This is a genomic window from Paraburkholderia phenazinium (assembly GCF_900141745.1).
Taxonomy (GTDB): domain Bacteria; phylum Pseudomonadota; class Gammaproteobacteria; order Burkholderiales; family Burkholderiaceae; genus Paraburkholderia; species Paraburkholderia phenazinium_B.
In genome coordinates this window covers 2,046,145-2,067,984 of the sequence record NZ_FSRM01000001.1, presented here as the reverse complement: position 1 = coordinate 2,067,984, position 21,840 = coordinate 2,046,145, and the positions used below count along the sequence as shown (strand labels likewise).

The 21,840-nt window shown below is 62.2% G+C and carries 22 protein-coding genes; 12 read left to right on the top strand and 10 right to left on the bottom strand.

Going from position 1 to position 21,840, the window contains the following annotated elements; translation table 11 throughout:
* Window positions 1-79: 79 nt before the first annotated feature.
* From BUS06_RS09620 to BUS06_RS09610, 3 genes are all read right to left on the bottom strand, one after another.
* Window positions 80-697, bottom strand: a complete 618-nt coding sequence (locus BUS06_RS09620; RefSeq protein ID WP_074264063.1) for a hypothetical protein — start codon at window positions 695-697, stop codon at window positions 80-82.
* A 104-nt stretch (window positions 698-801) separates the two neighbouring features.
* Entirely contained in the window at window positions 802-1,116 is a 315-nt protein-coding gene (locus tag BUS06_RS09615; protein ID WP_074264062.1) for a hypothetical protein, read from the bottom strand.
* 294 nt (window positions 1,117-1,410) lie between these two features.
* Window positions 1,411-2,751: an LLM class flavin-dependent oxidoreductase gene (locus BUS06_RS09610; protein WP_074264061.1), complete on the bottom strand. Its 1,341-nt coding sequence runs from the start codon at window positions 2,749-2,751 to the stop codon at window positions 1,411-1,413.
* Window positions 2,752-2,909: 158 nt separating this feature from the next.
* Here BUS06_RS09610 and BUS06_RS09605 point away from each other — a divergent pair, with 158 nt between their 5' ends.
* The 8 genes from BUS06_RS09605 (at window position 2,910) to BUS06_RS09570 (ending at window position 10,060) form a co-directional block, all read left to right on the top strand.
* Window positions 2,910-3,758: a class I SAM-dependent methyltransferase gene (locus BUS06_RS09605; RefSeq protein WP_074264060.1), complete on the top strand. Its 849-nt coding sequence runs from the start codon at window positions 2,910-2,912 to the stop codon at window positions 3,756-3,758.
* 268 nt (window positions 3,759-4,026) lie between these two features.
* On the top strand, window positions 4,027-5,031 hold the full coding sequence (locus tag BUS06_RS09600) for an aliphatic sulfonate ABC transporter substrate-binding protein (RefSeq protein WP_074264059.1): 1,005 nt from the start codon (window positions 4,027-4,029) through the stop codon (window positions 5,029-5,031).
* Between the two features lie 8 nt (window positions 5,032-5,039).
* Window positions 5,040-5,975, top strand: coding sequence for an ABC transporter permease (locus BUS06_RS09595; RefSeq protein ID WP_083611379.1), 936 nt, complete (start codon window positions 5,040-5,042; stop codon window positions 5,973-5,975).
* On the top strand, window positions 5,972-6,721 hold the full coding sequence (locus BUS06_RS09590; RefSeq protein ID WP_074264058.1) for an ABC transporter ATP-binding protein: 750 nt from the start codon (window positions 5,972-5,974) through the stop codon (window positions 6,719-6,721). Before BUS06_RS09595 ends, BUS06_RS09590 begins: the two co-directional genes overlap by 4 nt.
* A 92-nt stretch (window positions 6,722-6,813) precedes the next feature.
* Window positions 6,814-7,677, top strand: a complete 864-nt coding sequence (locus BUS06_RS09585) for a transporter substrate-binding domain-containing protein (RefSeq protein WP_074264057.1) — start codon at window positions 6,814-6,816, stop codon at window positions 7,675-7,677.
* On the top strand, window positions 7,674-8,417 hold the full coding sequence (locus BUS06_RS09580; protein WP_074264056.1) for an amino acid ABC transporter permease: 744 nt from the start codon (window positions 7,674-7,676) through the stop codon (window positions 8,415-8,417). Before BUS06_RS09585 ends, BUS06_RS09580 begins: the two co-directional genes overlap by 4 nt.
* Window positions 8,407-9,213 (top strand): amino acid ABC transporter permease, encoded by an 807-nt coding sequence (locus BUS06_RS09575; protein ID WP_074264055.1) that lies wholly within the window; start codon window positions 8,407-8,409, stop codon window positions 9,211-9,213. The genes BUS06_RS09580 and BUS06_RS09575 overlap by 11 nt, the downstream gene beginning before the upstream one ends.
* On the top strand, window positions 9,200-10,060 hold the full coding sequence (locus BUS06_RS09570; RefSeq protein WP_074264054.1) for an amino acid ABC transporter ATP-binding protein: 861 nt from the start codon (window positions 9,200-9,202) through the stop codon (window positions 10,058-10,060). Before BUS06_RS09575 ends, BUS06_RS09570 begins: the two co-directional genes overlap by 14 nt.
* 89 nt (window positions 10,061-10,149) lie before the next feature.
* Here BUS06_RS09570 and BUS06_RS09565 read toward each other — a convergent pair whose 3' ends face one another.
* From BUS06_RS09565 to BUS06_RS09535, 7 genes are all read right to left on the bottom strand, one after another.
* Window positions 10,150-11,481 carry an LLM class flavin-dependent oxidoreductase gene (locus tag BUS06_RS09565; protein WP_074264053.1) on the bottom strand — a complete coding sequence of 444 codons (1,332 nt, stop codon included), beginning with the start codon at window positions 11,479-11,481 and terminating at the stop codon, window positions 10,150-10,152.
* The gene (locus tag BUS06_RS09560; RefSeq protein ID WP_074264052.1) at window positions 11,478-12,851 is read right to left on the bottom strand and encodes an MmgE/PrpD family protein; all 1,374 of its coding nucleotides are present in this window, start codon (window positions 12,849-12,851) and stop codon (window positions 11,478-11,480) included. Before BUS06_RS09560 ends, BUS06_RS09565 begins: the two co-directional genes overlap by 4 nt.
* A gap of 306 nt (window positions 12,852-13,157) precedes the next feature.
* Window positions 13,158-13,925, bottom strand: a complete 768-nt coding sequence (locus BUS06_RS09555) for an amino acid ABC transporter ATP-binding protein (protein WP_074264051.1) — start codon at window positions 13,923-13,925, stop codon at window positions 13,158-13,160.
* Window positions 13,922-14,602, bottom strand: coding sequence for an ABC transporter permease subunit (locus BUS06_RS09550; protein ID WP_074264050.1), 681 nt, complete (start codon window positions 14,600-14,602; stop codon window positions 13,922-13,924). Before BUS06_RS09550 ends, BUS06_RS09555 begins: the two co-directional genes overlap by 4 nt.
* Window positions 14,603-14,622: 20 nt before the next feature.
* Complete coding sequence (locus BUS06_RS09545; RefSeq protein WP_074264049.1) at window positions 14,623-15,402, bottom strand: amino acid ABC transporter substrate-binding protein; 780 nt, start codon at window positions 15,400-15,402, stop codon at window positions 14,623-14,625.
* 175 nt (window positions 15,403-15,577) lie between these two features.
* The gene (locus BUS06_RS09540; RefSeq protein WP_074264048.1) at window positions 15,578-16,186 is read right to left on the bottom strand and encodes an ANTAR domain-containing response regulator; all 609 of its coding nucleotides are present in this window, start codon (window positions 16,184-16,186) and stop codon (window positions 15,578-15,580) included.
* Window positions 16,183-17,349 (bottom strand): transporter substrate-binding domain-containing protein, encoded by a 1,167-nt coding sequence (locus BUS06_RS09535; RefSeq protein ID WP_074264047.1) that lies wholly within the window; start codon window positions 17,347-17,349, stop codon window positions 16,183-16,185. The genes BUS06_RS09540 and BUS06_RS09535 overlap by 4 nt, the downstream gene beginning before the upstream one ends.
* Before the next feature lie 429 nt (window positions 17,350-17,778).
* Between BUS06_RS09535 and urtA the strand changes: the two genes are divergently transcribed.
* The 4 genes from urtA to urtD all read left to right on the top strand — a co-directional run bounded on the left by urtA (window position 17,779) and on the right by urtD (window position 21,840).
* The gene (gene urtA / locus BUS06_RS09530) at window positions 17,779-18,972 is read left to right on the top strand and encodes an urea ABC transporter substrate-binding protein (protein WP_074264046.1); all 1,194 of its coding nucleotides are present in this window, start codon (window positions 17,779-17,781) and stop codon (window positions 18,970-18,972) included.
* Window positions 18,973-19,062: 90 nt separating this feature from the next.
* Window positions 19,063-19,965: an urea ABC transporter permease subunit UrtB gene (gene urtB / locus BUS06_RS09525; protein ID WP_074264045.1), complete on the top strand. Its 903-nt coding sequence runs from the start codon at window positions 19,063-19,065 to the stop codon at window positions 19,963-19,965.
* A gap of 1 nt (window position 19,966) precedes the next feature.
* On the top strand, window positions 19,967-21,106 hold the full coding sequence (gene urtC, locus BUS06_RS09520) for an urea ABC transporter permease subunit UrtC (RefSeq protein ID WP_074264044.1): 1,140 nt from the start codon (window positions 19,967-19,969) through the stop codon (window positions 21,104-21,106).
* A complete protein-coding gene (gene urtD / locus BUS06_RS09515) occupies window positions 21,103-21,840 on the top strand; it encodes an urea ABC transporter ATP-binding protein UrtD (protein WP_074264043.1) in 738 nt (245 codons plus the stop codon). The genes urtC and urtD overlap by 4 nt, the downstream gene beginning before the upstream one ends.

The following is a 21,840-nucleotide window of genomic DNA, read 5'->3' as shown; positions in this document are numbered from 1 at the left end:
CCCGGGTCACGGGCCGCCGGCCTGCACGCCCCGCCACAAGGTCAGACGGGGCTTGGCGGCTCAGCTCACGGCAACGCGGTTATTCCTGGGTATCGCTCGCGGCGGTGTCGTTGGTCTTCACGAGTTCCGGGGGCGCCAGCCAACGGAACGACGCCAGATTCAGGCCGTCGAACCTGCATTCGACAGCGGCAGACTTGACCACCTTCTTGGGCTTGACCGGTTTGGCATTTGCCGCCGCCGCAGAGGCGCCCGACGCAGCTGCGACGACCGTGGCTGGCTTGGCCGTCGTGCTCACCCCGTCCGACGCCGCGTCCGACGAGTCCACCGCAGCAGCGGCCGCCGCCGAAGCCATCTGTCCGTGCGACGCCCGCGGACTAGCGGAGGCCACTGAAACAGCCGAAGCCGCCGCAGCCCCCGAGGCCCCCTTGGGCGCCGACGCCGCCGCGACTTCCGAAGCCGTCTGCATATGCGACAGCGACGCCTCGACCACCACCCGCGAACCGTGGATGCCGGTACCCGTGTGATCGACGGACAGCTTGTCGATCGACGCCTCGGGCATCTGCTCAGGCGACACGTCAGCCAGCTTGCTGCGCATCGCCTGTTCACACGCGTCGGTGTTCTTATAGACGGCCGTGCACCCCGCGAGCACCACGGCGGCGGTCGTTACGCATGCGATAGATAGAGTGCGGATCTTCATTGATATTCCGGTTTTCAGGCTGTCGGCATTGTAGCGTACGGGCCGCGCTGCGCGCCTGAAAGCCGGACGCATGATCCGCACCTGTGGATCATGCGCACATACGCTCAGTTCGACGGGGCCACAGCGGTGCGCACACCGGCGAGCGGCGCGCCGTACCCGCCCGCCTCCGCATTGTTCGGCAGTCCATTGGCCAGTTGCGCGCGCGGATCCACCGGGTTGAGGTTCATTTCACCGGCCTGCTGATTGCCGTGCGACGGATATTCGCTGCCCAGCGCCGCGTTCGGCATCAACTGCTTGCCGTTCTGAGGGGCATTCACATCGTCCTGCGGAGAAAGCCCCTGCGCGCCTGCTTGAGCCGCGACGCCCAACGCTGCCGCACACAATACGGCCTGCCAAAACTTCTTCGATGTTAGTTCCATGTTGCCTCCGACAAAGTGAAGTGGGTCGCGTACGCCGCATTGCCCGCAAGATTGCGCGCAAACATATCTGCAAACTCATCTGCCAAATTAGCTGCAGTAATTCGACCGGACCTTGTACCAGCATAGACGAGTCGCGATGCTCTTGCATGGCAGGACTGCCATGTACGCATCCTTTATACGTGGGCCGCACACGGCTGGTTTCAGCCTTCGTGTTTCGCCCCTTCACTTCGCCTGAAAAGCCGTATGCAATTTACGTTTCACCTCCGTTTCAGGGGTGCCATCGGCAACCCGTCGTCACGTGCGGAAAAACCGGTTCTCCGGCCGCGGCAGTCCAAGATTTTCGCGTAACGTTGCGCCTTCGTATTCACGCCGGAAGATGCCTCTGCGCTGCAACTCGGGAATCACCTTGTCGACGAAATCGTCGAGGCCGCCAGGCAGGTACGGGAACATCACGTTGAAACCATCCGAGCCTTCGCCGACCAGCCACGCCTCCATCTGATCGGCGATCATCGCGGGCGTGCCGACCATTTCCAGTCCTGAATAACCGCCGATGCGCTGCGCCAGTTGACGGATGGTGAGCTTGTCGCGCTCGGCCCATTCAACGACGCGCAATCGGCTCGTGCGGCTCGCATTGCTCTCGGGAATTTCCGGCAGCGGACCATCTGGATCGAAGCCCGACACATCGTGTCCGAGTGCGATGGAAAGCGACGCGATCCCACTGTCGTAATGCACGAATGTGTCCAGACGTGCGCGCTTTTCCAGCGCTTCATCGAGCGTGTCGCCTACCACCACGAAAGCGGCCGGCAGAATCTTCATATGGTCACGCGAGCGCCCGAGTTTCTCCATGCGGCCTTTGACATCTGCGTAAAAGCGTTGACCGTCCGCAAGCGTGGTCTGCGCAGTGAAAACCGCCTCTGCAGTTTCGGCGGCGATCTGCCGCCCCGCTTCGGACGAACCGGCCTGGACGATCACAGGCCAGCCCTGCACCGGACGTGCAATGTTGAGCGGCCCGCGCACCGAATAGTATTCGCCCTTGTGATCGAGCACATGCAGCTTGTCCGGATCGAAGAAGATGCCGGACTCGACGTCGCGAATCAGCGCATCGTCGGCCCAGCTGTCCCATAGTCCGGTGACGACATCGAAGAACTCGCGCGCGCGGCGATATCGTTCGTCATGCTCAACATGTTCTTCGAGACCAAAGTTGAGCGCGGCGTCCGGGTTCGAGGTGGTGACGAGATTCCAGCCCGCGCGGCCGCCGCTGATGTGATCGAGCGAGGCAAAGCGGCGCGCGACGTGATAAGGCGCGTCGAACGTCGTAGACCCCGTGGCGATCAGGCCGAGACGCTCGGTCACGGCGGCGAGCGCCGGCAACAAGGTCATCGGTTCGAACGAGGTGACCGTGTGACTGCGTTTGAGCGCCTCCACCGGCATGTTGAGCACGGCCAGATGATCGGCCATGAAAAACGCGTCGAAACGTCCACGCTCGAGTGTCTGTGCGAAGCGCTTCATGTGCGAGAAGTTGAAGTTGGCGTCGGGGTAGGCGCCCGGATAGCGCCATGCGCCGGTATGGATCGTCACAGGGCGCATGAAGGCGCCGAGGCGCAACTGGCGTGGCGGGCGTGGCTGGCTAGACATGCAGGACTCTCCGGTTGATCGGCTAACTGGCGAGTTACGATACGCCGAATCCACGGAACCTGCTGAAACCGCGCCCGCGTGCAAAGCGCGCCACAAACGCTTATCTTTACGCCTGTTGCCGTTTGCATTGCGGCCCACCCGAACCCATCACAGGCGCCATGACTCACCACTCCCATCCGATGCTTCGCACGCTGCGCAACACCCTCGCCGGACTGACCGCCACGCTACTCGTTGCGGCCTGCGCGTGCGTCCCATCGAACGATAGCTCGCTAGCCTCGGCCGTCGCCGGCCCGCAGCGCAGCGACGCCGCGAAGGCGCGCGACGTCTATCGCCATCCGCAAGGCACGCTGCAGTTCTTCGAGATCGCGCCGACGCAAACGGTCCTCGAAATTGCGCCGGGTTGCGGCTGGTACACGGACATTCTCGCGCCCTACCTGCACGATCACGGCACGCTCTACGAGGCCGAATACGAAAGCCCGTCGCCGGCCGCCGCGGCAGAAGAGAAGGCAGGTGACGCCGCATTTGCCCGCAAGCTGGCGGCGACACCGGCCCTCTACGGCAAGGTCGTCGTCGGCACGCTGCAGGCGGGACAGTTCAATGGCTTCGAGGCGAACGGCAACGTCGACCGCGTTCTCACGTTCCGCAATATCCACAACTGGATCAAGGACGGCCAGATCGACGCCAACCTGCAAGCGTTCTACCGCGCGCTGAAGCCGGGTGGCATCCTCGGCGTCGAAGAGCATCGCGCGGCGCCGGGCACGTCGCTGCAACAGATGATCGACAGCGGCTATGTCACCGAAGCCTACGTGATTGAACATGCGCAGGCCGCCGGGTTCAAGCTGGCCGGCAGCAGCGAGATCAACAGCAATCCGCGCGACACCAAGGACTATCCGCACGGCGTCTGGTCGCTGCCGCCGACCTACGAGGGCGGCAGTGTCGATAAGGCGCGCTTTGCCGCGATTGGGGAATCGGATCGCATGACGTTGAGGTTCGTCAAGCCGAATTGATGACGCGCAGCAGGCCGGGCGGTGCGTGGTGGCAAAGACGGAAAGGCACGCGCGCCCGACGAACAGAGGTGCTCGCCTCGGATCTCACCCAACCAACGCAACGCCAGTTCCGACGCTTTAACGCCGGCAAACGCCGCCCCCACTCCGCCACGCATGCGATATCGCTGCCGCTGGTTTCCTTGTGATCTTTCGTTAGTTCGTAAAAGCAGCGTCTTTCATTACATTGATCGGTCTGTTCACACCGATCTCTGGAAACTGGGAGACCTAAATGAAGCGGTTCTTCAATCGTTCGTCGGCCCGGCTGGCCATGCTGCTGGCTGTGCTGGCCTCAGGCCTCGTGACGATGGCGACGGCCTATGCCGCGACCCCGCCGGAGATCCGCGTCGACTATGCGTACTACTCGCCGGAAAGTCTCGTCATCAAACGATATGGCTGGCTTGAAGACGAGTTCAAACCCGACCATGCGCAGATCAAATGGGTGTTGAGTCTCGGCAGCAACCGCGCGCTTGAATACCTGAACAGCGGTGCAATCGACATTGGCTCGACAGCAGGCCTTGCGGCCGTGCTTGGCAAGGCGAACGGCAATCCGATCCGGGCCGTTTATATCTTCTCGCGACCCGAATGGACCGCCCTGGTGGTGCGCAAGGACTCGCCGATCAAGACGCTCGCCGACCTGAAGGGTAAAAAGATCGCCGCCACCAAGGGCACCGATCCGTTCCTGTTCACGCTGCGTGCGCTCCATACGGTGGGGCTGACGCGCGACGACGTCGAGCTCGTGAACCTGCAGCATCCGGATGGGCGCACCGCGCTCGCGAACGGCCAGGTGGATGCATGGGCGGGTCTCGATCCGCATATGGCCGCCGCACAGATCGACGACGGTGACCGCCTGCTGTATCGCAACGTCGACTTCAACACGTACGGCTTTCTGGACGCGCGCGAAGCGTTTCTTCAGCAATATCCCGAGACGGTTGCGCGCGTGCTGAAGGTCTACGAAAAGGCACGCGTGTGGATCATCGCGCATCCGGACGACGCCGCGCAAATCGTTGCAGACGAATCGAAGGTCTCGCTGCCGGTCGCAAAGCTGCAGTTGCAGCGCAACGATTTCAGCTACCCTGTTCCGGGCGCACAGCAGATTGAAGCGCTCAAGGCTGCAGCGCCGATTCTCGTTCAGGAGGACCTGGTAAAGCCCGGTACCGATTTGCCGCAGGTGATCGATGCACTGGTCGATTCGCAGGTCGCGCAGCCGGTGGTGACAGCGGCACGGGCCCAGTGAGTTTGACGATGGCGTCTGCTTCCAACGAATCGGTACCGTTCGACGTCGCTGCGGCGCAGAGGCTCACGGAGCCTGCGCTACCGTTGGCCGATGGGAATAGCGCGGACGCCGGCAACGACAACGCAAAGTCACGCGTGCCGCCGTTCCATGGCAGCCTGCGCCACTGGCATATCGCAGGTCTCGCACTACCCGTTGCGTTGCTCGTGCTGATCGAAATACTGGTGCGCACGAACGTCGTGCCGGATCATCTCCTACCCGCGCCGAGCACGATTGCGCAGACGTTGTGGCAAATGGGTGCTACGCGCCTCACGCGTCATATTGCGGCCAGTACGCTGCGCGTGCTGGCGGGCTTCGCTATCGGCGCCACGCTAGCTTTAGTCCTCGGTGCCGCGATGGGCCTCAGCCGCCGCCTCGAAGCCCTGCTCGAGCCATGCTTTCAGGCACTGCGCTCGATTCCATCGCTGGCATGGGTGCCCGTGTTGCTGCTGTGGATGGGCATCGACGAGGCTCCCAAGATCACCTTGATTGCAATTGGCGCGTTTTTCCCCGTGCATCTGAGCGTGGTGGCGGGCATTCGCGGCGTCGATCGCAAGCTCGTCGAACTCGGCGCGATCTACCGGCTCACACCCGCCTCACTGTTCAGACGGATTCTCCTGCCCGCCGCGCTGCCGCAAATTTTTACGGGCTTGCGCACAGGCTTGAGCCTCGCATGGATGTTCATGGTCGCCGCCGAACTGATCGCGGCCACCCGCGGCCTCGGCTACATGTTGAGCGATGGCCGTGAAACCGGTCGCCCCGATCTGGTATTCGGCGCAATCATCCTGCTCGCCATACTCGGGAAGCTGAGCGACGGCGCCATGCGCTGGCTGGAAAACAGCGTGCTTGGCTGGCGCGATGCTTTCGACGCGTACAGCGATCAGGCACACGCGCGAGGGAAACGATGAGTAAATCCAGTCAATCGCCCCTGCTGGACGTGCATGTCGAAGCCAAGCACTACACCGCCCGGACGGTGCTCGATCATCTGTCGTTGCGCATCGGACATGGCGAGATTGTGAGCCTGGTCGGTCCCAGCGGCTGCGGCAAAAGTACGTTGCTGCGTATCGTCGCCGGACTGGACCGTCAGTATCACGGCGAAGTGCGTTTGAACGGTGTGCCATTGAGCGGACCTTCGTCGCAGATTGGCGTGATCTTCCAGGAGCCGCGTTTACTGCCGTGGCTGACGGTGGCCGATAACGTCGGCTTCGAGGCAGGTTCTGGCGGCGGACGCGAGCCGCGGGTGGGACAGTTGCTCGTCGAAGTGGGACTGGCAGGTCAAGGGGGCACGTTGCCGAAGGCGCTCTCGGGTGGCATGGCGCAGCGCGTCGCAATCGCTCGCGGATTGTTTTCGCAGCCCGATCTGCTGTTGCTCGACGAACCGTTTAGCGCGGTCGACGCGATGACGCGCATGCGCCTGCAGGCCTTGCTGTTGTCCGTAGTGCGAGCGCACGGCACAGCCGCCCTGCTGGTCACGCACGATCTGGACGAAGCCCTGTATCTAAGCGACCGCGTGCTGCTGATGGCGGCGGCGCCTGGGCGCATCGACCGCGAATATCGCGTCACAAGACCGCGGCCGCGCGACCGGCGCGATCCTGTGCTTACGGATCTGCGTGCGCAGTTGCTCGAACGGCTCGACGCCTTCGAAGCGGTCTAAAGCAATCCAAAGCGATTTGAAACAGGAAGCGGCAAGGCACGCCGCCATTCACAAGACCAACTCCTATGTCTAACCGTCTGACTTGCCACGCAATGAAACAACCTTCCTATCGGCTCTGGCTTCGCACCTTCGCACGGGGCACCGTAATCCGCACCACCCTTCTGCTTGCCGTCGCCCTCGGCGCGAGCGCCGCTCACGCCGACAGCACGCTAGACCGCATTCACGAACGCCACAAAATCGTGGTCGGCGTGATCCTGTCCGGACCGCCGTTCGGCTCGCTCGACCCAGCCACGCAAAAGCCGCTCGGCTTTAACGTCGATCTCGCGGAGAACCTCGCAAAACGCCTTGGCGTGGACATCGAAATGATCCCTGTCCAACCATCCAATCGTGTGCAGTTCCTGCAGCAGGGCAAGGTCGACGCGCTGATCGCCAACATGGAAGTGACTGAGGAGCGCGCGCAGATTCTCGCGTATCCGCCCACACCGTTCGAGGAAATCGGCGGCGCGCTGATCACTCGCAAAGACAGCGGCATCAAGTCATGGAACGACCTGCGCGGCAAGGCCGTGTGCGTTTCGCAAGGCAGCAACTACACGAAACCGCTCGCCGAGCAGTACGGCGCACAGGTGAAGGCGTTCCGCGGCCAGCCCGAATCGCTGCTCGCATTGCGCGGCAACAACTGCGTAGCCGCAGTGCATGTCGCGCCGACCCTGCGCCTGCTGGTCGCACGCAATCCGGACTGGAAGGACTACACGATCCCCGTGTCGAGCGATCTGATCCCCTCGCCCTCGGTAATCTGGGTCCGCAAGGGTGAAACCGATACGCAGAACGCCTTCGAGAAAGTGGTCGAGGACTGGCATCGTTCGGGATGGCTGATCGATACCGAACGTAAAAACGGCATGCAGCCGTCGCAAGCAGTACTCGACCTGCACGCGAAATTCAAGGCACAACCGGCATGAGCCAGGGGCTGCCCGAACAGGCCGTAGCCGCACTCAACAAGTTTGGGCTCGACTACAGTTTCCTGCTCGCCGCCGACGAACGCGCGTCGTTCCTCCACGGCATGCTGGTAACGCTCGAACTTTCCTTGGTGACCGCCTTTTTCAGCCTGATAGCAGGCGTGCTGCTGGCTGCCATGCTGATCTCGCCACGCGCGGCGCTGGCGCGACCCGCGCGCATCTTCGTCGAGGTCACCCGCAACACGCCGACGCTAGTGCAACTCTTTTGCGCGTTTCTCGTGCTAAACATGTTGCTGAGTCAGGCGCTGCGTGAACTAGGTGGCAATCCGTTGACGCCGTTCATCTGGAGCGTCATTGTGATCGCACTGCATAAAGGTGCATTTCACGCGGAAGCGCTACGCGCCGGCATCGAAGCGGTGCCGCGCGCAACGCTCGAAGCCGCGCAATCGCTCGGCTACAGTCGCAGGCAACGGCTATGGAACGTGCAGTTGCCGCTCGCCGTGCGCTTCGCATTGCCGGCTCTCGTCAACAACATGGTCGATCTGGTGAAGATGACCACCATCGCCTCGGCCATCGCAGTCGGTGACGTGACATATGCGTCTATCATGATCTGGACGCAGCGCGACAACGTGCTTGAACTCATGATCCTGATCCTGCTGTTTTTCGGCGCGCTGACGCACGTGGTCAACCGTGCGGGACGCTGGCTCGAAACCCGTCTGAGGATGCCCGGCTATGGCCACTGAGCCGTTCGCTCTCGATGCCGGAGGTGAACGCGGGCGCCGGCCGCGCGCGGTGGTCGCCGTTATCGTGGTGGGCGTGCTCCTCGCGCTGCTCGAACGCGAGCTTGCCGGCCACACTCACAACGTGACGCTGGCTGCGCTCGTCACGTGGGCCCCTGCACTCATCAAGTCCTTGTGGGTCAACGTCGAAATCAGTCTGCTGGCTGTCGCGCTCGGCACCCTGACGGGACTTGCGCTCGGGCCACTGCTGCTGTCGCCGCTGCGTATCGTGCGCGTGCCGGCCCGCATCTACGTGCAGGTGTTTCGCAACGCGCCGCTGCTGGTGCTGATCTACTTCTCGACCTATGTGTTTCCGTTCGAGATTGCGCTCGGCCATCACACGCTGCCATTTCCCGACTGGTTCAAGGTGACGCTCGGCCTCGCCTTGCCGGCGAGCGCCAACGTGGCCGAGATTTTCCGCGGCGCGATCCAGTCGATTCCGCACGCTCAGTGGGACGCCGCGCGTTCGCTCGCCTTCAGCCGCGCCCAGGTGTTCCGCTGGATCATTCTGCCGCAGTGCGTCAAACGCATGCTGCCGCCGTGGATGAACCTGTACGCAAGCATCACGATGGGCACTGCCCTCGCCTCGCTGGTCGGCGTGCACGATCTGCTCGATACCGCTCAGGTCGCGAGCAATACGGTTGCGCGCGCCGACTTCACGGTGCTGGTCTACTTCACCGTACTGGGACTCTTCTTTGTCTACTGCTACCCGATTGCGCGCTTCACGCGACGCCTCGAAAAACGCTATGCCTTTCGTTGATCCCTCCTCCACAGCGAGCGCCGCGGCGCGCCCACTCGTCAGCCTGCGCAACGTACACCTCGCGTTCGGCGCAAATCCGGTGCTTAACGGTATCGATCTTGACGTATTCCGAGGCCAGGCCGTTTCGATCATCGGCCCGTCGGGCTCCGGCAAGTCCACTATCCTGCGCTGTATTACCGGCCTGCTCAAACCGCAAAGCGGCAGCATCGAGGTAGACGGTACGTGCGTCGATCAACTCAATTCGGAGCGCGACGAAATCGAACTGCGCAAGCGCGTGGGTTTTGTGTTTCAGCAGTACAACCTGTTTCCGCATCTGAGCGTGCTGGACAATCTGGTGATGGCACCCGTGCGCATCCTGCGCCGCGACAAGGCGAACGCAACCCGCACGGCCTACGATCTGCTCGAGAAGGTGCGGCTAGCCGACAAGGCCCACGCCTATCCGGGCGAACTGTCGGGCGGCCAGCAACAGCGGGTGGCCATCGCGCGGGCACTCGCCATGCAACCGGATCTGATCCTGTTCGACGAAGTCACGTCGGCGCTCGATCCCGAGACGGTAGGCGAAGTGCTGACCGTGATCCGCGATCTGGTGAGGGACGGCATGACCTGCGTGCTGGTGACGCATGAAATGCGCTTTGCGGAGGAAGTCAGCGATGCGGTGTACTTCACGGAGGCCGGCGTAATCGTCGAACATGGTCCCGCGCAGCGCCTGTTCCGTGAGCCGGCAAGTCCGCGCACCCGGGCGTTCCTGACGCGTTCGCTGACGGCCGCAAACGACCAGCGCAACGCAGCGCGCTACGACGCGGCGCGTGAGACGATCCCGCTCGATCTGCGTAAGTTCGCTATCTGATGTGATGAAGGCCGCGCAGGGGACGCGGCGTATCTGGCAACTCATGCGCACACGCATGTGGCCACATTCCTCGTTACTCGAACTAACGATCAGCGCGCCGCGTAACGACTCGCCGGCCGCGTCAGTCCCAGATGGTCCCGCAGCGTCGTGCCTGAATACTCCGTGCGGAACAGGCCACGCCGCTGCAACTCCGGCACCACCAGTTCGACAAAGTCATCGAGGCCACCCGGGAAATACGGCGGCATGATGTTGAAACCATCCGCACCTTCGCCGACGAACCATTCTTCCAGCGCATCCGCGACCTGGGTCGGCGTGCCCCATACGATACGATGTCCGCGCGCGCCCGCCACCAGGTGATACAACTCACGTAGCGTCAGGTTTTCGCGGCGTGCGAGGTCGGTTAGCAACTTCGCACGGCTTTTCAGTTGCTCCGACTCCGGCAGCTCCGGCAATAGACCGTCGAGCGGAAACTTCGAGACATCGTGACCGAGACGATCGGACAGCAGCGTCAAGGCACCCGACGTATCGGTCCACTGCTGCAACTGGGCATACTTGTCCTTCGCTTCCTGCTCGGTTCTGCCGATCACCGGGAACACGCCTGGCATCACATGCAGTTGCTCACCTTCGCGGCCGAACTTCGCCAGCCTGCCCTTGAGGTCGCGATAGAAGATGCGTGCTTCGTCGAGGGTCTGCTGCGCGGTGAACACTACCTCCGCGGTGCGCGCGGCCAGATCCTGCCCTGGACCCGAGGAGCCCGCCTGAATCACCACGGGGTGACCTTGCGGAGGACGCGATGCGTTCAACGGGCCTTTCACCGAGAAGAAGCGGCCCTCGTGAGCGAGCGTATGCACCTTGGTGGGATCGAAGTAGACGCCGCTTGCCTTGTCGCGCACGAGCGCATCGTCGTCCCAGCTATCCCACAGACCCTTGACCACGTCGACGAATTCACCGGCCATCTCGTACCGCAACGCGTGATCCGGATGATTGCCGCGCGTGAAGTTCGCGGCGGTCCGGTCGTACGAGGTGGTCACGACATTCCATGCGGCACGGCCCTGGCTCAGATGATCGAGCGAGGCAAAGGCACGCGCCACGTGATATGGCTCGCTATACGTCGTCGACGCGGTGGCGGCGAGGCCGATGTGCCGCGTGCCCATCGCAAGCGCCGACAGCAGACACAGCGGCTCGATGCGCATCGCCATCGACGGATGCGCATCCGGCCCGCTCGTCAGGCCGTCGGCGAGAAACACCATATCGAACTTCGCGCGTTCCGCGGTCTGGGTGATCCGCTGCATCAACGCGAGGTTTTCGCTACCGGCCTGCGCGTCGGGATGACGCCAGCCCGCGACGTGGTGACCTGCGCCCTGGATGAAGAGTCCAAGGCGCATCTGGCGCTTTGCGGCTGTGGTGTGAAGGGTACTCATGCTTTGATCTTTGCAAACGTTTCGAAAATGAAGGCGAGTTCGTCCGCGCTCTGCATCGTGTCTACCACGGCTGGCAGCGTGGCGAATCCGGCGTGCTGGTCGACCGCATCCGCGAATTTGGCGGGGAGGTCTGCGGCGCTATAGAGCCGGTCGGTTTTATGGCTGAGCACGGTGCCGTTCTTCAATGTGATCGCGACGGTCGAGAAACGCGTCGACGGATCGGTCGAGGCGCGTGGCGCAGTCTCGTCGTGGGTACGCGACACGCGTGCTGCCAGCGCCGTCAATTCGGCGCGTACCGGCACGTCAGCGAAGGTGGCGACACCCGCCCCGCCATCCGTCAACACAGCGGCCACCGCGTATTCGACGCTGAAGCGCGCTTCGAGACCGGTCGACGGTAGCTCGCCTGATAGTGGCGTATCGCCGCCGGGCGGGAAGGTCACGACCACGCGCTCGATATCCCGCGGTGTCAGTCGATGCGCGGCGCGCAGCGTCAAGGCTGCATGCACGGCATAGTGCGTGGCCGTGCAGCAAGGCCACGGCTTGAAGTAGAGCCCCGGCGCGACAATCTGCCAGGGCGGACCCCAGCCTTCCAGCACCCTCGCAGGCTGCGCTGCGCCGGCTCCGAACACGGAGAAGAAGCCGGTTGGGCCATCCAGAGCACCGGGCGAGCCGTGCAAACCGGCGGCGGCGAGTTGCGCTGCCAGCAGCCCGGCGCGGGCGGCCTGTCCCGCGTGCAGGGGTTTCGCTTCACTGCCGAATTGCAGACGCAGGCCAGCCGATTGCGTCGCGGCAAGCCCCAATGCGTTTTCGATCGCCTCGGCATCCAGCCGCAGCAGGAACGACGCAGCCGCCGCGGCGCCTAGCGTGCCAAGCGTCGCGGTGTTGTGAAAGCCCTGCTCGTAGTGGCGGCTGCCGAGCGCCAGACCGAGCCGCGCCATCGTCTCGACGCCTACCACGTAGGCGGCCAGCACCTCGTTTGCGCTGCTGCGCTGCGTCTGCGCCAGCGCAAACAGCGCCGGTAGCAGGACCGTGCTGGGATGGCCACGCACGCTGCTGTGCACGTCGTCGTAGTCGAGCGCGTGGCCCGCATAGCCGTTGAGCAAGGCTGCATCGAGTGTGCTGACGCTTGCCGGGTAGCCGATCACAGCGGCCTCGCCGCGACTGCCGGCACCGATCACCGCCAGCAGCTTGCGATAACCGGCATCGTCCGCGCCCGCGAAGGCGGCAGCAAGAAAGTCGAGCACACCGAGCCGCGCGGCAGCGATTGCTTCGGTGGAATCAGCGGGTGAGGTACTGGTAATGGCCAGTGCGAGGCGGCGGGTTACGTTGCCGTCAGATTCAGGAGGGGTCAATGTGGATAGGCTGGACATATCGGACAGTGGAGACCTGCAGAGCGCACGCCGGACCCGGCGGAGTTTCCGTTGCCAGAAGACCAACCGGATTCAAGCAGCACGACGAGAAGCATGCGGCATGAGCGTTCAAACGCGCATCGCCAGCATACGGCTATGAGTCGGATGCTAGCGAACGGCGCCGCCTGTCACAAACAAGATTTCCCGCTTTCGATATCGCGTTTACAGCGATGCTGCAACGGAGGCGTCCGCAGCGCCGTTCGGCCAATCCTTGTGCCGTTGTCGGAGGGGCAGGTCACGCCGGCCAGGTGGAGCAGTACGCGCGCTTCACTCCACCCAGGCATCCGGCAAATGCTGCGTCAGCGTCGACACAAAGCGTGCCGTCTCCGCCTCGCGAGGCTGCGTAAAGATCTGCCGCGATGCGCCCGCCTCCACCACGACGCCGTTATTCAGAAACACCACGTCCCGTGCTATGGATGCCGCCAGACGCAGATCATGCGTCGCCATCAGCATCGTCATGCCTTCGCTGGCGAGCTGCCTCAGCACCTCGACCACTTCGGCGGCCAGGCCCGGATCGAGTGCGGAGGTCGGCTCGTCGCACAACAACACCTCCGGCGACGGCGCCAGCGCCCGCGCAATCGCGACACGCTGCTGCTGCCCGCCCGACAGCGTGGCGGGCCACGCATCCGCCTTATGCGCAATGCCGACCTTCGTCAATAGTTCATGCGCCCGCTCGCGCGCCCGTGCCTTGTCCCACTTCTGCACCGTCAGCAGTCCTTCCATCACGTTCTGGATGACCGTCAAATGCGGGAACAACTGGAAGTTCTGAAACACCATGCCCGTGCGGCGCCGGATCGCCAGCACGGCGTCGCGCGCGGGCTTTTGTTCGCGGCTAAATTCGAGCCGCTGGTTACCGAGTTCGAGTGCACCACCCTCGGGGATCTCCAGCAGGTTCACGCAGCGCAATAGCGTGCTCTTGCCGCTGCCCGACGGGCCGATCAAGGCGGTGACGTTGCCGGAGGCAAGCGTCAGATCGACCTTGCTCAACACGCGGTGTTCGCCAAAGAACTTCTCGATCTGTTCGAGCTTGATCATCCGTTACCTGCCTGGAACAATGCATGCCGGCCGAACCGCTGCTCGAGTTTCACTTGCGCCGACGACAACACCGAACTGATCACCAGATAAACGAGTGCCGCCTCCGAGTACAGAATCAGCGGCTCATAGGTAACCGCCGCGATGCGTTGCGCGGCCTGAAACACCTCGGGCACGGTCAGCACGGCCGCAAGCGAAGTGTCCTTAACGAGCGAGATAAACGAATTGGACAACGGCGGCAGCGCAACCCGCGCCGCCTGCGGCAGGATCGCGCGGCGCAGCGCTTCGCCGCGCGTCATCCCCATCGAATAGGCGGCTTCCCACTGCCCTTTCGGAATCGATTCGATCACTCCGCGAATCACTTCGGAGTTATACGCACCCACATTCAACGAGAAACCGATGATGGCCGCCGTCAACGGGTCAAGCACGATCCCGACATTCGGCAGTCCGTAAAAGATCACGAACAGTTGCACCAGCAACGGCGAGCCGCGAATCAGCCAGACATAGAAACGCACGATCGACACTGCCCAGCGTGGCCCGAACAGGCGGATCAGGGCGGCGGCAAACGCCAGCAGCAATCCGAGCGCGAACGAAGCGAGCGTGAGCGGCACAGTAAACACGAGCCCCGCGTAGACGAGGGGCCACAGCGACTGCGCCATCAGATGCAACCAGGCTGGCATGATTCAGACCGTCCCGGCGCTTACTGGGAGACGCCCTTGCCGAAATACTTCGCCGAGATCTTCGCGTACGTGCCGTCCGCCTTGATGTCGGCCAGCGCCTTGTCGATGGCGGCCACCAGTGCCGGGTCGCCCTTGCGCAGCAGCACGGCCGACTGGTCCGCGTCGCTCGAGTTGTCCGTGGCAACGACCTTCACCTGCGCATCCGGCTTGTGCTTCTTGAAGTCGAGGAACGACAGCGAATCGTTGACGGTCGCGTCGACGCGGCCGGAGGTCAGCAGATCGATCGATTCGTTAAAGCCCTGCACGGGCACCACATCGGCGCCATGATCCTTGGCGATCTTGCCGAAATTACTGGTTAATGTGTTGGCCGATTTTTTACCCTTCAGGTCATCGAATGTCTTGATCGTCGTATTGTCCGTGCGCACGATCAGCACCGCGCGGGTCGTAATGTACGGCGTCGAGAAATCGTATTTGGCCTTGCGTGCATCCGTCACCGAGACTTCGTTGATCACCGCGTCGTAGCGGTTCACGTCGAGGCCGGCAATCAGACCGTCCCACTTGCCTTCGACAAACTCCGGCTTGACGCCGAGACGTTGTGCGATTGCAGTCGCGATATCCACGTCGAAGCCCGTCAGCTTGCCCGATTCGTCGTGGTACGTGAAGGGCGCGTAGGTGCCTTCCGTGCCGACCTTGAATACACCGGCCGACTTGATCTGGGCGAGTTCGTCCGCAGCGAACGCAGACGTGACGCTCACGGCCTGCAGCAGTGCAATCAGCAGAATGGAACGAATCGATTTCATGAGAAGGTGCTCCGTAGGTATTGGTATGGAGATTCAGTGCTGCCCGGCTAGCCGCCCCGGCAGAGTGGGCGGACTGTAGCAAAGCGTCTCCATTTCTACAAAGCATCAAGTTTCCGAAGAATATGCGCCATGGTGATAAGCCGCACAGCCGCGCGCTGCGGGGGTTTGGCGCATGTCAGAAGCGCAGCACCTCATCGGCCTTGATGATCGCTTCGGCGATCGTTTCGATGTGCTCGCGCTTGACCATGGCTTGCGAGCGCAACAGGTCGTAGGCCTCCTGCTCGGAGAGATTACGGGTTTCCATCAGGATGGTCTTGGCGCGCTGGATCTGCCGTTGCTCGGCAAGCTTGTCCTCGACGCGCTGTATATAGCGCTCCATTTGCAGGCGATTGCGGTGCTGGTTCAGCGTGACGGCAATCGCCGTCAGCAGGCCGAACGAACGCACCGGCGACGGCACCACGCAATACGCGCCCAATTGCATGACCGCCTCGATGATGATCGGATTCTCGTAACTGACGACGGGAATCACCGGCGGCGCGTTCTTCGCGTTCATCCACGGCAGGCTGACCGAGAGTGTCTCCGGACGGACGGCGAGAAACACGACGTCGGTAGCATCGGGCAACGTGTCGACCGCGGGCCAGATCATCTGAACCTTGCAGCCGATGCGGCACAGTTGTCCAAGCAGCTCTTCGCCGTCCTGATCCTGAGGATGAATGGCCAGCACGCTGAGCGAGCGGATATCGCGAAGCGCCTGAGGGGTACGGGAAGACGAGCGCTGCTTCATGACCGCACCTCGTCGGGGCCACCATGTGGGGCTGCCTCATCGACCAGCGAGTGCGAAATGACAAACGGGTCCGCGCGCGTCCACCCCGGCGAATCGCTCAGGATATCGAACTGGCCATGCCAGTTCAGGCGCCCGATTCGAGGATGCAGATAGGTGTGGTGATTGTGTTCGTCGATCCGGATACGCCCCTGCGGCGCATTCAGCTCGAGCCCCGGCAACGTCTTGAGCAAGGCGTTGGTGTCGTCGCCACCGGTAATGCGCATCGCGTTGGCGAGCACGTGCATCTGAAAGTAAGCGGCCTCCCAGCACATGTCGGTGACGACGCCATCGCCGAAGCGCCGGTGATAGTTGGCGAGGCAACGCTGATTGACCGGATCGCTCACCGATTGAAAGTAGGTCGCCGCAGTGATGTGCCCTTCGCCAAGCGCGGCGCCCATCGCCGCCACTTCCGTTTCACTGGTTGTCAGGCTCGCAATCGGGGTCTTGTAAGGATCGAGACCCGCCTCCGCAAACGCGCGATACATGTGCGAGATCCCGCTGCCCACCACGGTCGAAAAGACGAAGTCGGGCGCCTGCGCCGCGATCTTCTTCGCTACGCTCAGATAGCTGGACCAGCCGGCATCGAGAGGCAGATAGATTTCTTCGAGCTTCTCGCCGCCGCGCTCGAACACGAGATCGCTCATGATGCGATTCGACTCGTAAGGGTAAATGTAATCCGAGCCGACCATGAACACACGAGATCCGAATTGCCCGAGCATATAGTCCGCGAGCGGCAGACTGTTCTGGTTCGGTGCGGCGCCGGTGTAAATCACATTGCGGCTGTACTCGAATCCTTCATAGAGTGTCGGGTAGAACAGCAAGGCATTGTGCCGCTCGACGATTGGAATCACCGCCTTGCGCGTGCTCGACATATAGCAACCCACCACGACGCGAATCTGTTCCTCGACGATCAACTGCTGGATAAGCGCGGCATAACGGGCCGGCGTCGAAGCGGGATCGCGAAACACCAGTTGCAACTCACGGCCATTGATGCCGCCGGCAAGGTTGATTTCCTCGGCCGCCAGAATCGTTGCGCGCTGCTGCGACAACTCGATCGGAGCGGTCACGCCGGACGAGGAGAACAGCACGCCGACCTTGATCGGCCCATTGGATGATGAGGTCATATTTCAGCCAGAAAGTGACGGCAGGTTGAGCGGCCCACCAGCGCGCAGCGTTGTGCACGACTCCGGTTCCATGCACGGGCATTGTGCGCGTTCACACCAGCTTGGGGAACACGCGGCACGGCAAAACGATGAAGCCGGAAAGACGATCGCTGCCTGCGAGCTGACGGTAATGTACCGAACCAAAAGGCGTTGCGCGTGAATTGCGTGCTTGAGGACGCCTGCAAATTTGCGCACACAACACCGATGGCACAGCTTTTGCGTTATCGCTGCTCGTGATCGAGTGTGGAGCCGAGACCTGCACCCTCGATCCTAACGAGTTTCGTTGTGCGAGACAAAGGCGTCTTGCATGACACCGGCCAAAAAAGCCCGAAAACCAGCTAACCGCTGGTTTCGGGCTTTTTTTTGTCTTCAACTTTTGTGAAGGGCGCCATGAAGAACAATAGACGTGACTTTTTGAAGACCGCGATCGCCACTGCCGCTGCCGGCGCCATCCCGGGTTCGCTGATGCTGGCCTCGCGTGCTGCCTCGGCGGCAGACCCGGTGAAGGTCGGCATCCTGCATTCGTTGACGGGGACAGTCGCGATTGCCGAAGCACACGTGGTCGATGCCGAGAAACTCGCGATCGACGAAATCAACGCCGCGGGCGGCGTGCTAGGCCGCCCGATCCAGCCCATCGTCGAAGACGGCGCCAGCGATTGGCCGACCTTCGCCGAGAAGGCTCAAAAGCTGGTGGAAAGCGACAAGGTCGCCGCCGTGTTCGGCTGCTACACATCGGCCTCGCGCAAGGCCGTGTTGCCCGTGTTCGAACGCTATAACGGTCTGCTCTACTATCCGACGTACTACGAAGGACTCGAGATGTCGAAGAACATCATGTACACGGGTCAGGAGGCCACGCAATCGGTGATACCGGCCGTCAACTGGCTCGCCAAAAACAAGGGCAAAAAGTTTTACCTGATCGGTTCGGACTACATCTGGCCGCGCACCACCAACCGTATCGCGCATCCGACCATTGCGAAGGCAGGCGGCACCGTCGTGGGCGAAGACTACTTCCCCCTCGGCACGGTCGAGTTCTCGTCGGTTATCAACAAGATCAAGGCCGCCAAGCCCGACGTGATTCTCTCGACGATCGTCGGCGGCTCGAATGTGGCGTTCTACAAGCAGCTGAACTCGGTCGGCATCACCGGCCAGAACCAGCCGATCATGGCGCTCGCCGTGACCGAAGAAGAAGCCATCGGTATCGGCCGCGACAACCTGACCGGCGTGCTCTCGTGCATGGGCTACTTCCAGAGCGTGCAGAACCCGGTGAACGCGAAGTTCGTCCCGGCGTTCAAGGCGAAGTACGGCGCGGACCGCGTGATCGGCGACACGATGGAAGCCGCCTATACCTCCGTGTACCTGTGGAAGCTCGCGGCGGAAAAGGCCAAAAGCTTCGACGTGGAAAAGGTGGTCGCGGCGTCGTCGAATCTCGGCTGGGATGCACCGGAAGGACAGATCCATTTCCACGTCAGCAATCATCACCTGTGGAAGCACGCACGAATCGGCGCCTTCAAACCCGACGGACAGGTCGACATTCTGTACGAGTCGCCGCTGATCGAGCCGAACCCATTCCCGAAACTGGGCTAAGGAAAGGCTCGTGCGTTACCCGGGCGACGATGGGCATGCTAACCCATCGCGCCTTGTCTTCCAGGCATCCTTTCCGGCAAAAGAACTGCGATGACTCTCGATACTTTTCTAACCCAGGTCTTCAACGGCCTGTCGCTCTTCACCGTGCTGGCACTGATGGCAATCGGTCTTGCGATCGTGTTCGGCCTGATGGGCGTCATCAACATGGCGCACGGCGAGCTGATGGCGCTCGGTGCGTACATGACCTATCTGACTTCGATCGTGTTCGCCCGCTATCTGCCTTCGCTGATGGGCGCTTATTTTCTGGTCGGGATCGTGGTGGCGTTCGTGGTGACGGGCGCGGTCGGCTTTGTGCTGGAACGCGCGATGATCCGCTTTCTCTACCACCGGCCGCTCGACACCATGCTGGCCACCTGGGGCTTGTCGCTGGTACTGCAGCAACTCTACCGGCAGGTATTCGGCCCCATCGATGTGAGCGTGCCCACCGTGACGTGGCTGCAGGGCGCATGGAATCCGACACCCGGTATGGCGATTCCGCTCTCGCGCATCTTTATCATCGGTCTCACGCTGGCGGTGGCGCTCGCGGTGTACCTGTTTCTGTTTCGCAGCCGCTGGGGCCTGCGGATCCGCTCCGTGATGCAGAACCGCGCGATGGCAGGCGCCGCCGGCATCAACACCGAACGCGTGGACGCCGTCACCTTCGCGGTGGGCTGCGGCCTCGCTGGCATTGCTGGCAGCGCCCTCACGATGCTCGCCTCGACCGGTCCGGTCACCGGGCAGCAATACATTGTGGACACCTTCATCGTGGTGGTGTTCGGCGGCGTCGAGAGCCTTGTCGGCACCTTCCTCTCGGCGTTCTCGATCGGACAGTTGCAATCGATGTTCGAACTGGTCCTGAGCGGTTCGATGGCGAAAGCGGCCATTCTGCTGCTGGTGATCGTCGCACTGTATTTCCGGCCCAACGGGCTCTTCGCACTCAAGGTTCGCCGCTAACATGAAAGACCTTCCGATTTCATCGCCGCGCACATCGAATCCGCCGGCAGCGGCACTCAGCCCCGGTTTGCGTGCGACGCTGCTGCTCGAACGCTATTCCGTCGTGATTCTCGCGCTGCTCCTGCTGGTTGCCATTCCTGCGGTGTCCGGCTCCTTCCGCCTCGGCCTGTTCGCGAAGTATCTGAGCTTCGCGTTCTGCGCAGCCGGGCTCGTGCTCACCTGGGGTTACGGCGGCATTCTGAGTCTGGGACAAGGCATTTTCTTCGGTCTCGGCAGCTACATGATGGCGATGTACATGAAGCTCGAGGCAACCTCAGCCGATCCTGCCGCCGCAGTCTTCGGCAACGGTGGACCGCCCGTGCCTGACTTCATGACGTGGAACAGCATCGACAAGCTGCCCTGGTGGTGGGCGCCCTTTGAGCACGCGTGGTTTGCCCTGCCCGCCATCGTGATCCTGCCGACGCTGCTCGCCTTTATCCTCGCATACGCGAACTTCCGCAAGCGAGTGGGCGGCGTGTACTTTTCGATCGTGACGCTCGCGCTGGCGTCGATCATGTCGATCGTGATCATCGGTCAACAGGGTTACACCGGCGGCATCAACGGCATCACGAATCTGCCCACCTTCATGGGTTACAGCGTGCAAAGCGACACTGCTGTCTACCTGCTCTACTACGTGAGCGCATGCCTGTTGCTGGCGGCGATCCTCGCCGGCCGCTTTATTCTGAAGAGCCGTCTCGGCAAGGTACTGATCGCAATTCGCGACCGTGAGGACCGCATCCGTTTCTCGGGCTACGACCCCGCCCTATTCAAGGGCTTCATCTTCGCCGTGGCAGCGTTGTTCTCGGCCATCGGCGGCGCGATGTTCACGCTGCAGGTCGGCTTCGCCTCACCGTCGGTGTGCGGCATCGTGCCTTCGATCGAGATGGTGATCTACGCGGCGGTGGGCGGACGATTGTCGCTGGTGGGCGCAGTATATGGCGCGATCCTGGTCGGCGCGGCCAAGAGCTTTCTCTCCGAAAACTTTGTTGGCTTCTGGCTGTACCTGATCGGCGGCCTCTTTATCTTCGTGCCGATGTTCCTGCCCAAGGGGCTCGCCGGTGTCATCGAATGGCTGCGCGAACGTCAGGGAGCCGCCCAATGACCCAGATGATTCTTTCGGTCGAGAACCTGACGGTGTCGTTCGACGGCTTCAAGGCGGTCGACGATCTCAACTTCTACGTCGAAGAAAACGAACTGCACGTCGTGATCGGCCCCAACGGCGCCGGCAAGACCACGCTGCTCGACATGATCTGCGGCAAGACGAAACCGACCTACGGAACGATCGCCTTCAAAGGTTTGAACCTCGAGCGCATGCTCGAATATCAAATCACCCGTGCGGGTGTAGGTCGCAAATTCCAGAATCCGCTCGTCTACGAAGATCTGACCGTGGCCGAGAATCTGGAAATCTCTTACCCGAAGAAGCGCGACGTGATCGGCTGTCTGTTCTTTCACCGTGATGAGACCGTGCGCGATGAAATCGACCGCATCGCGCACATGATCTTCCTCGCCGACCAGCTCGACCGCAAGGCCGCGCAGTTATCCCACGGCCAGAAGCAATGGCTCGAAATCGGCATGCTGCTGATGCAGAACCCAGAACTGCTGCTGCTCGACGAGCCCGTTGCCGGCATGAGCGCGAAGGAGCGCGAGCAAACGGGCGCGCTGCTGCGCGAGATTGCCAAGGGACGCTCGGTGGTGGTTATCGAACACGACATGGAATTCGTGAAATCGGTCGCTCACAAGGTGACGGTTCTGCACCAGGGCAAGAAGCTTGCCGAAGGCACGATGGACCAGGTGCAAAACGACCCCCGTGTGATTGAAGTCTATCTGGGACATTGA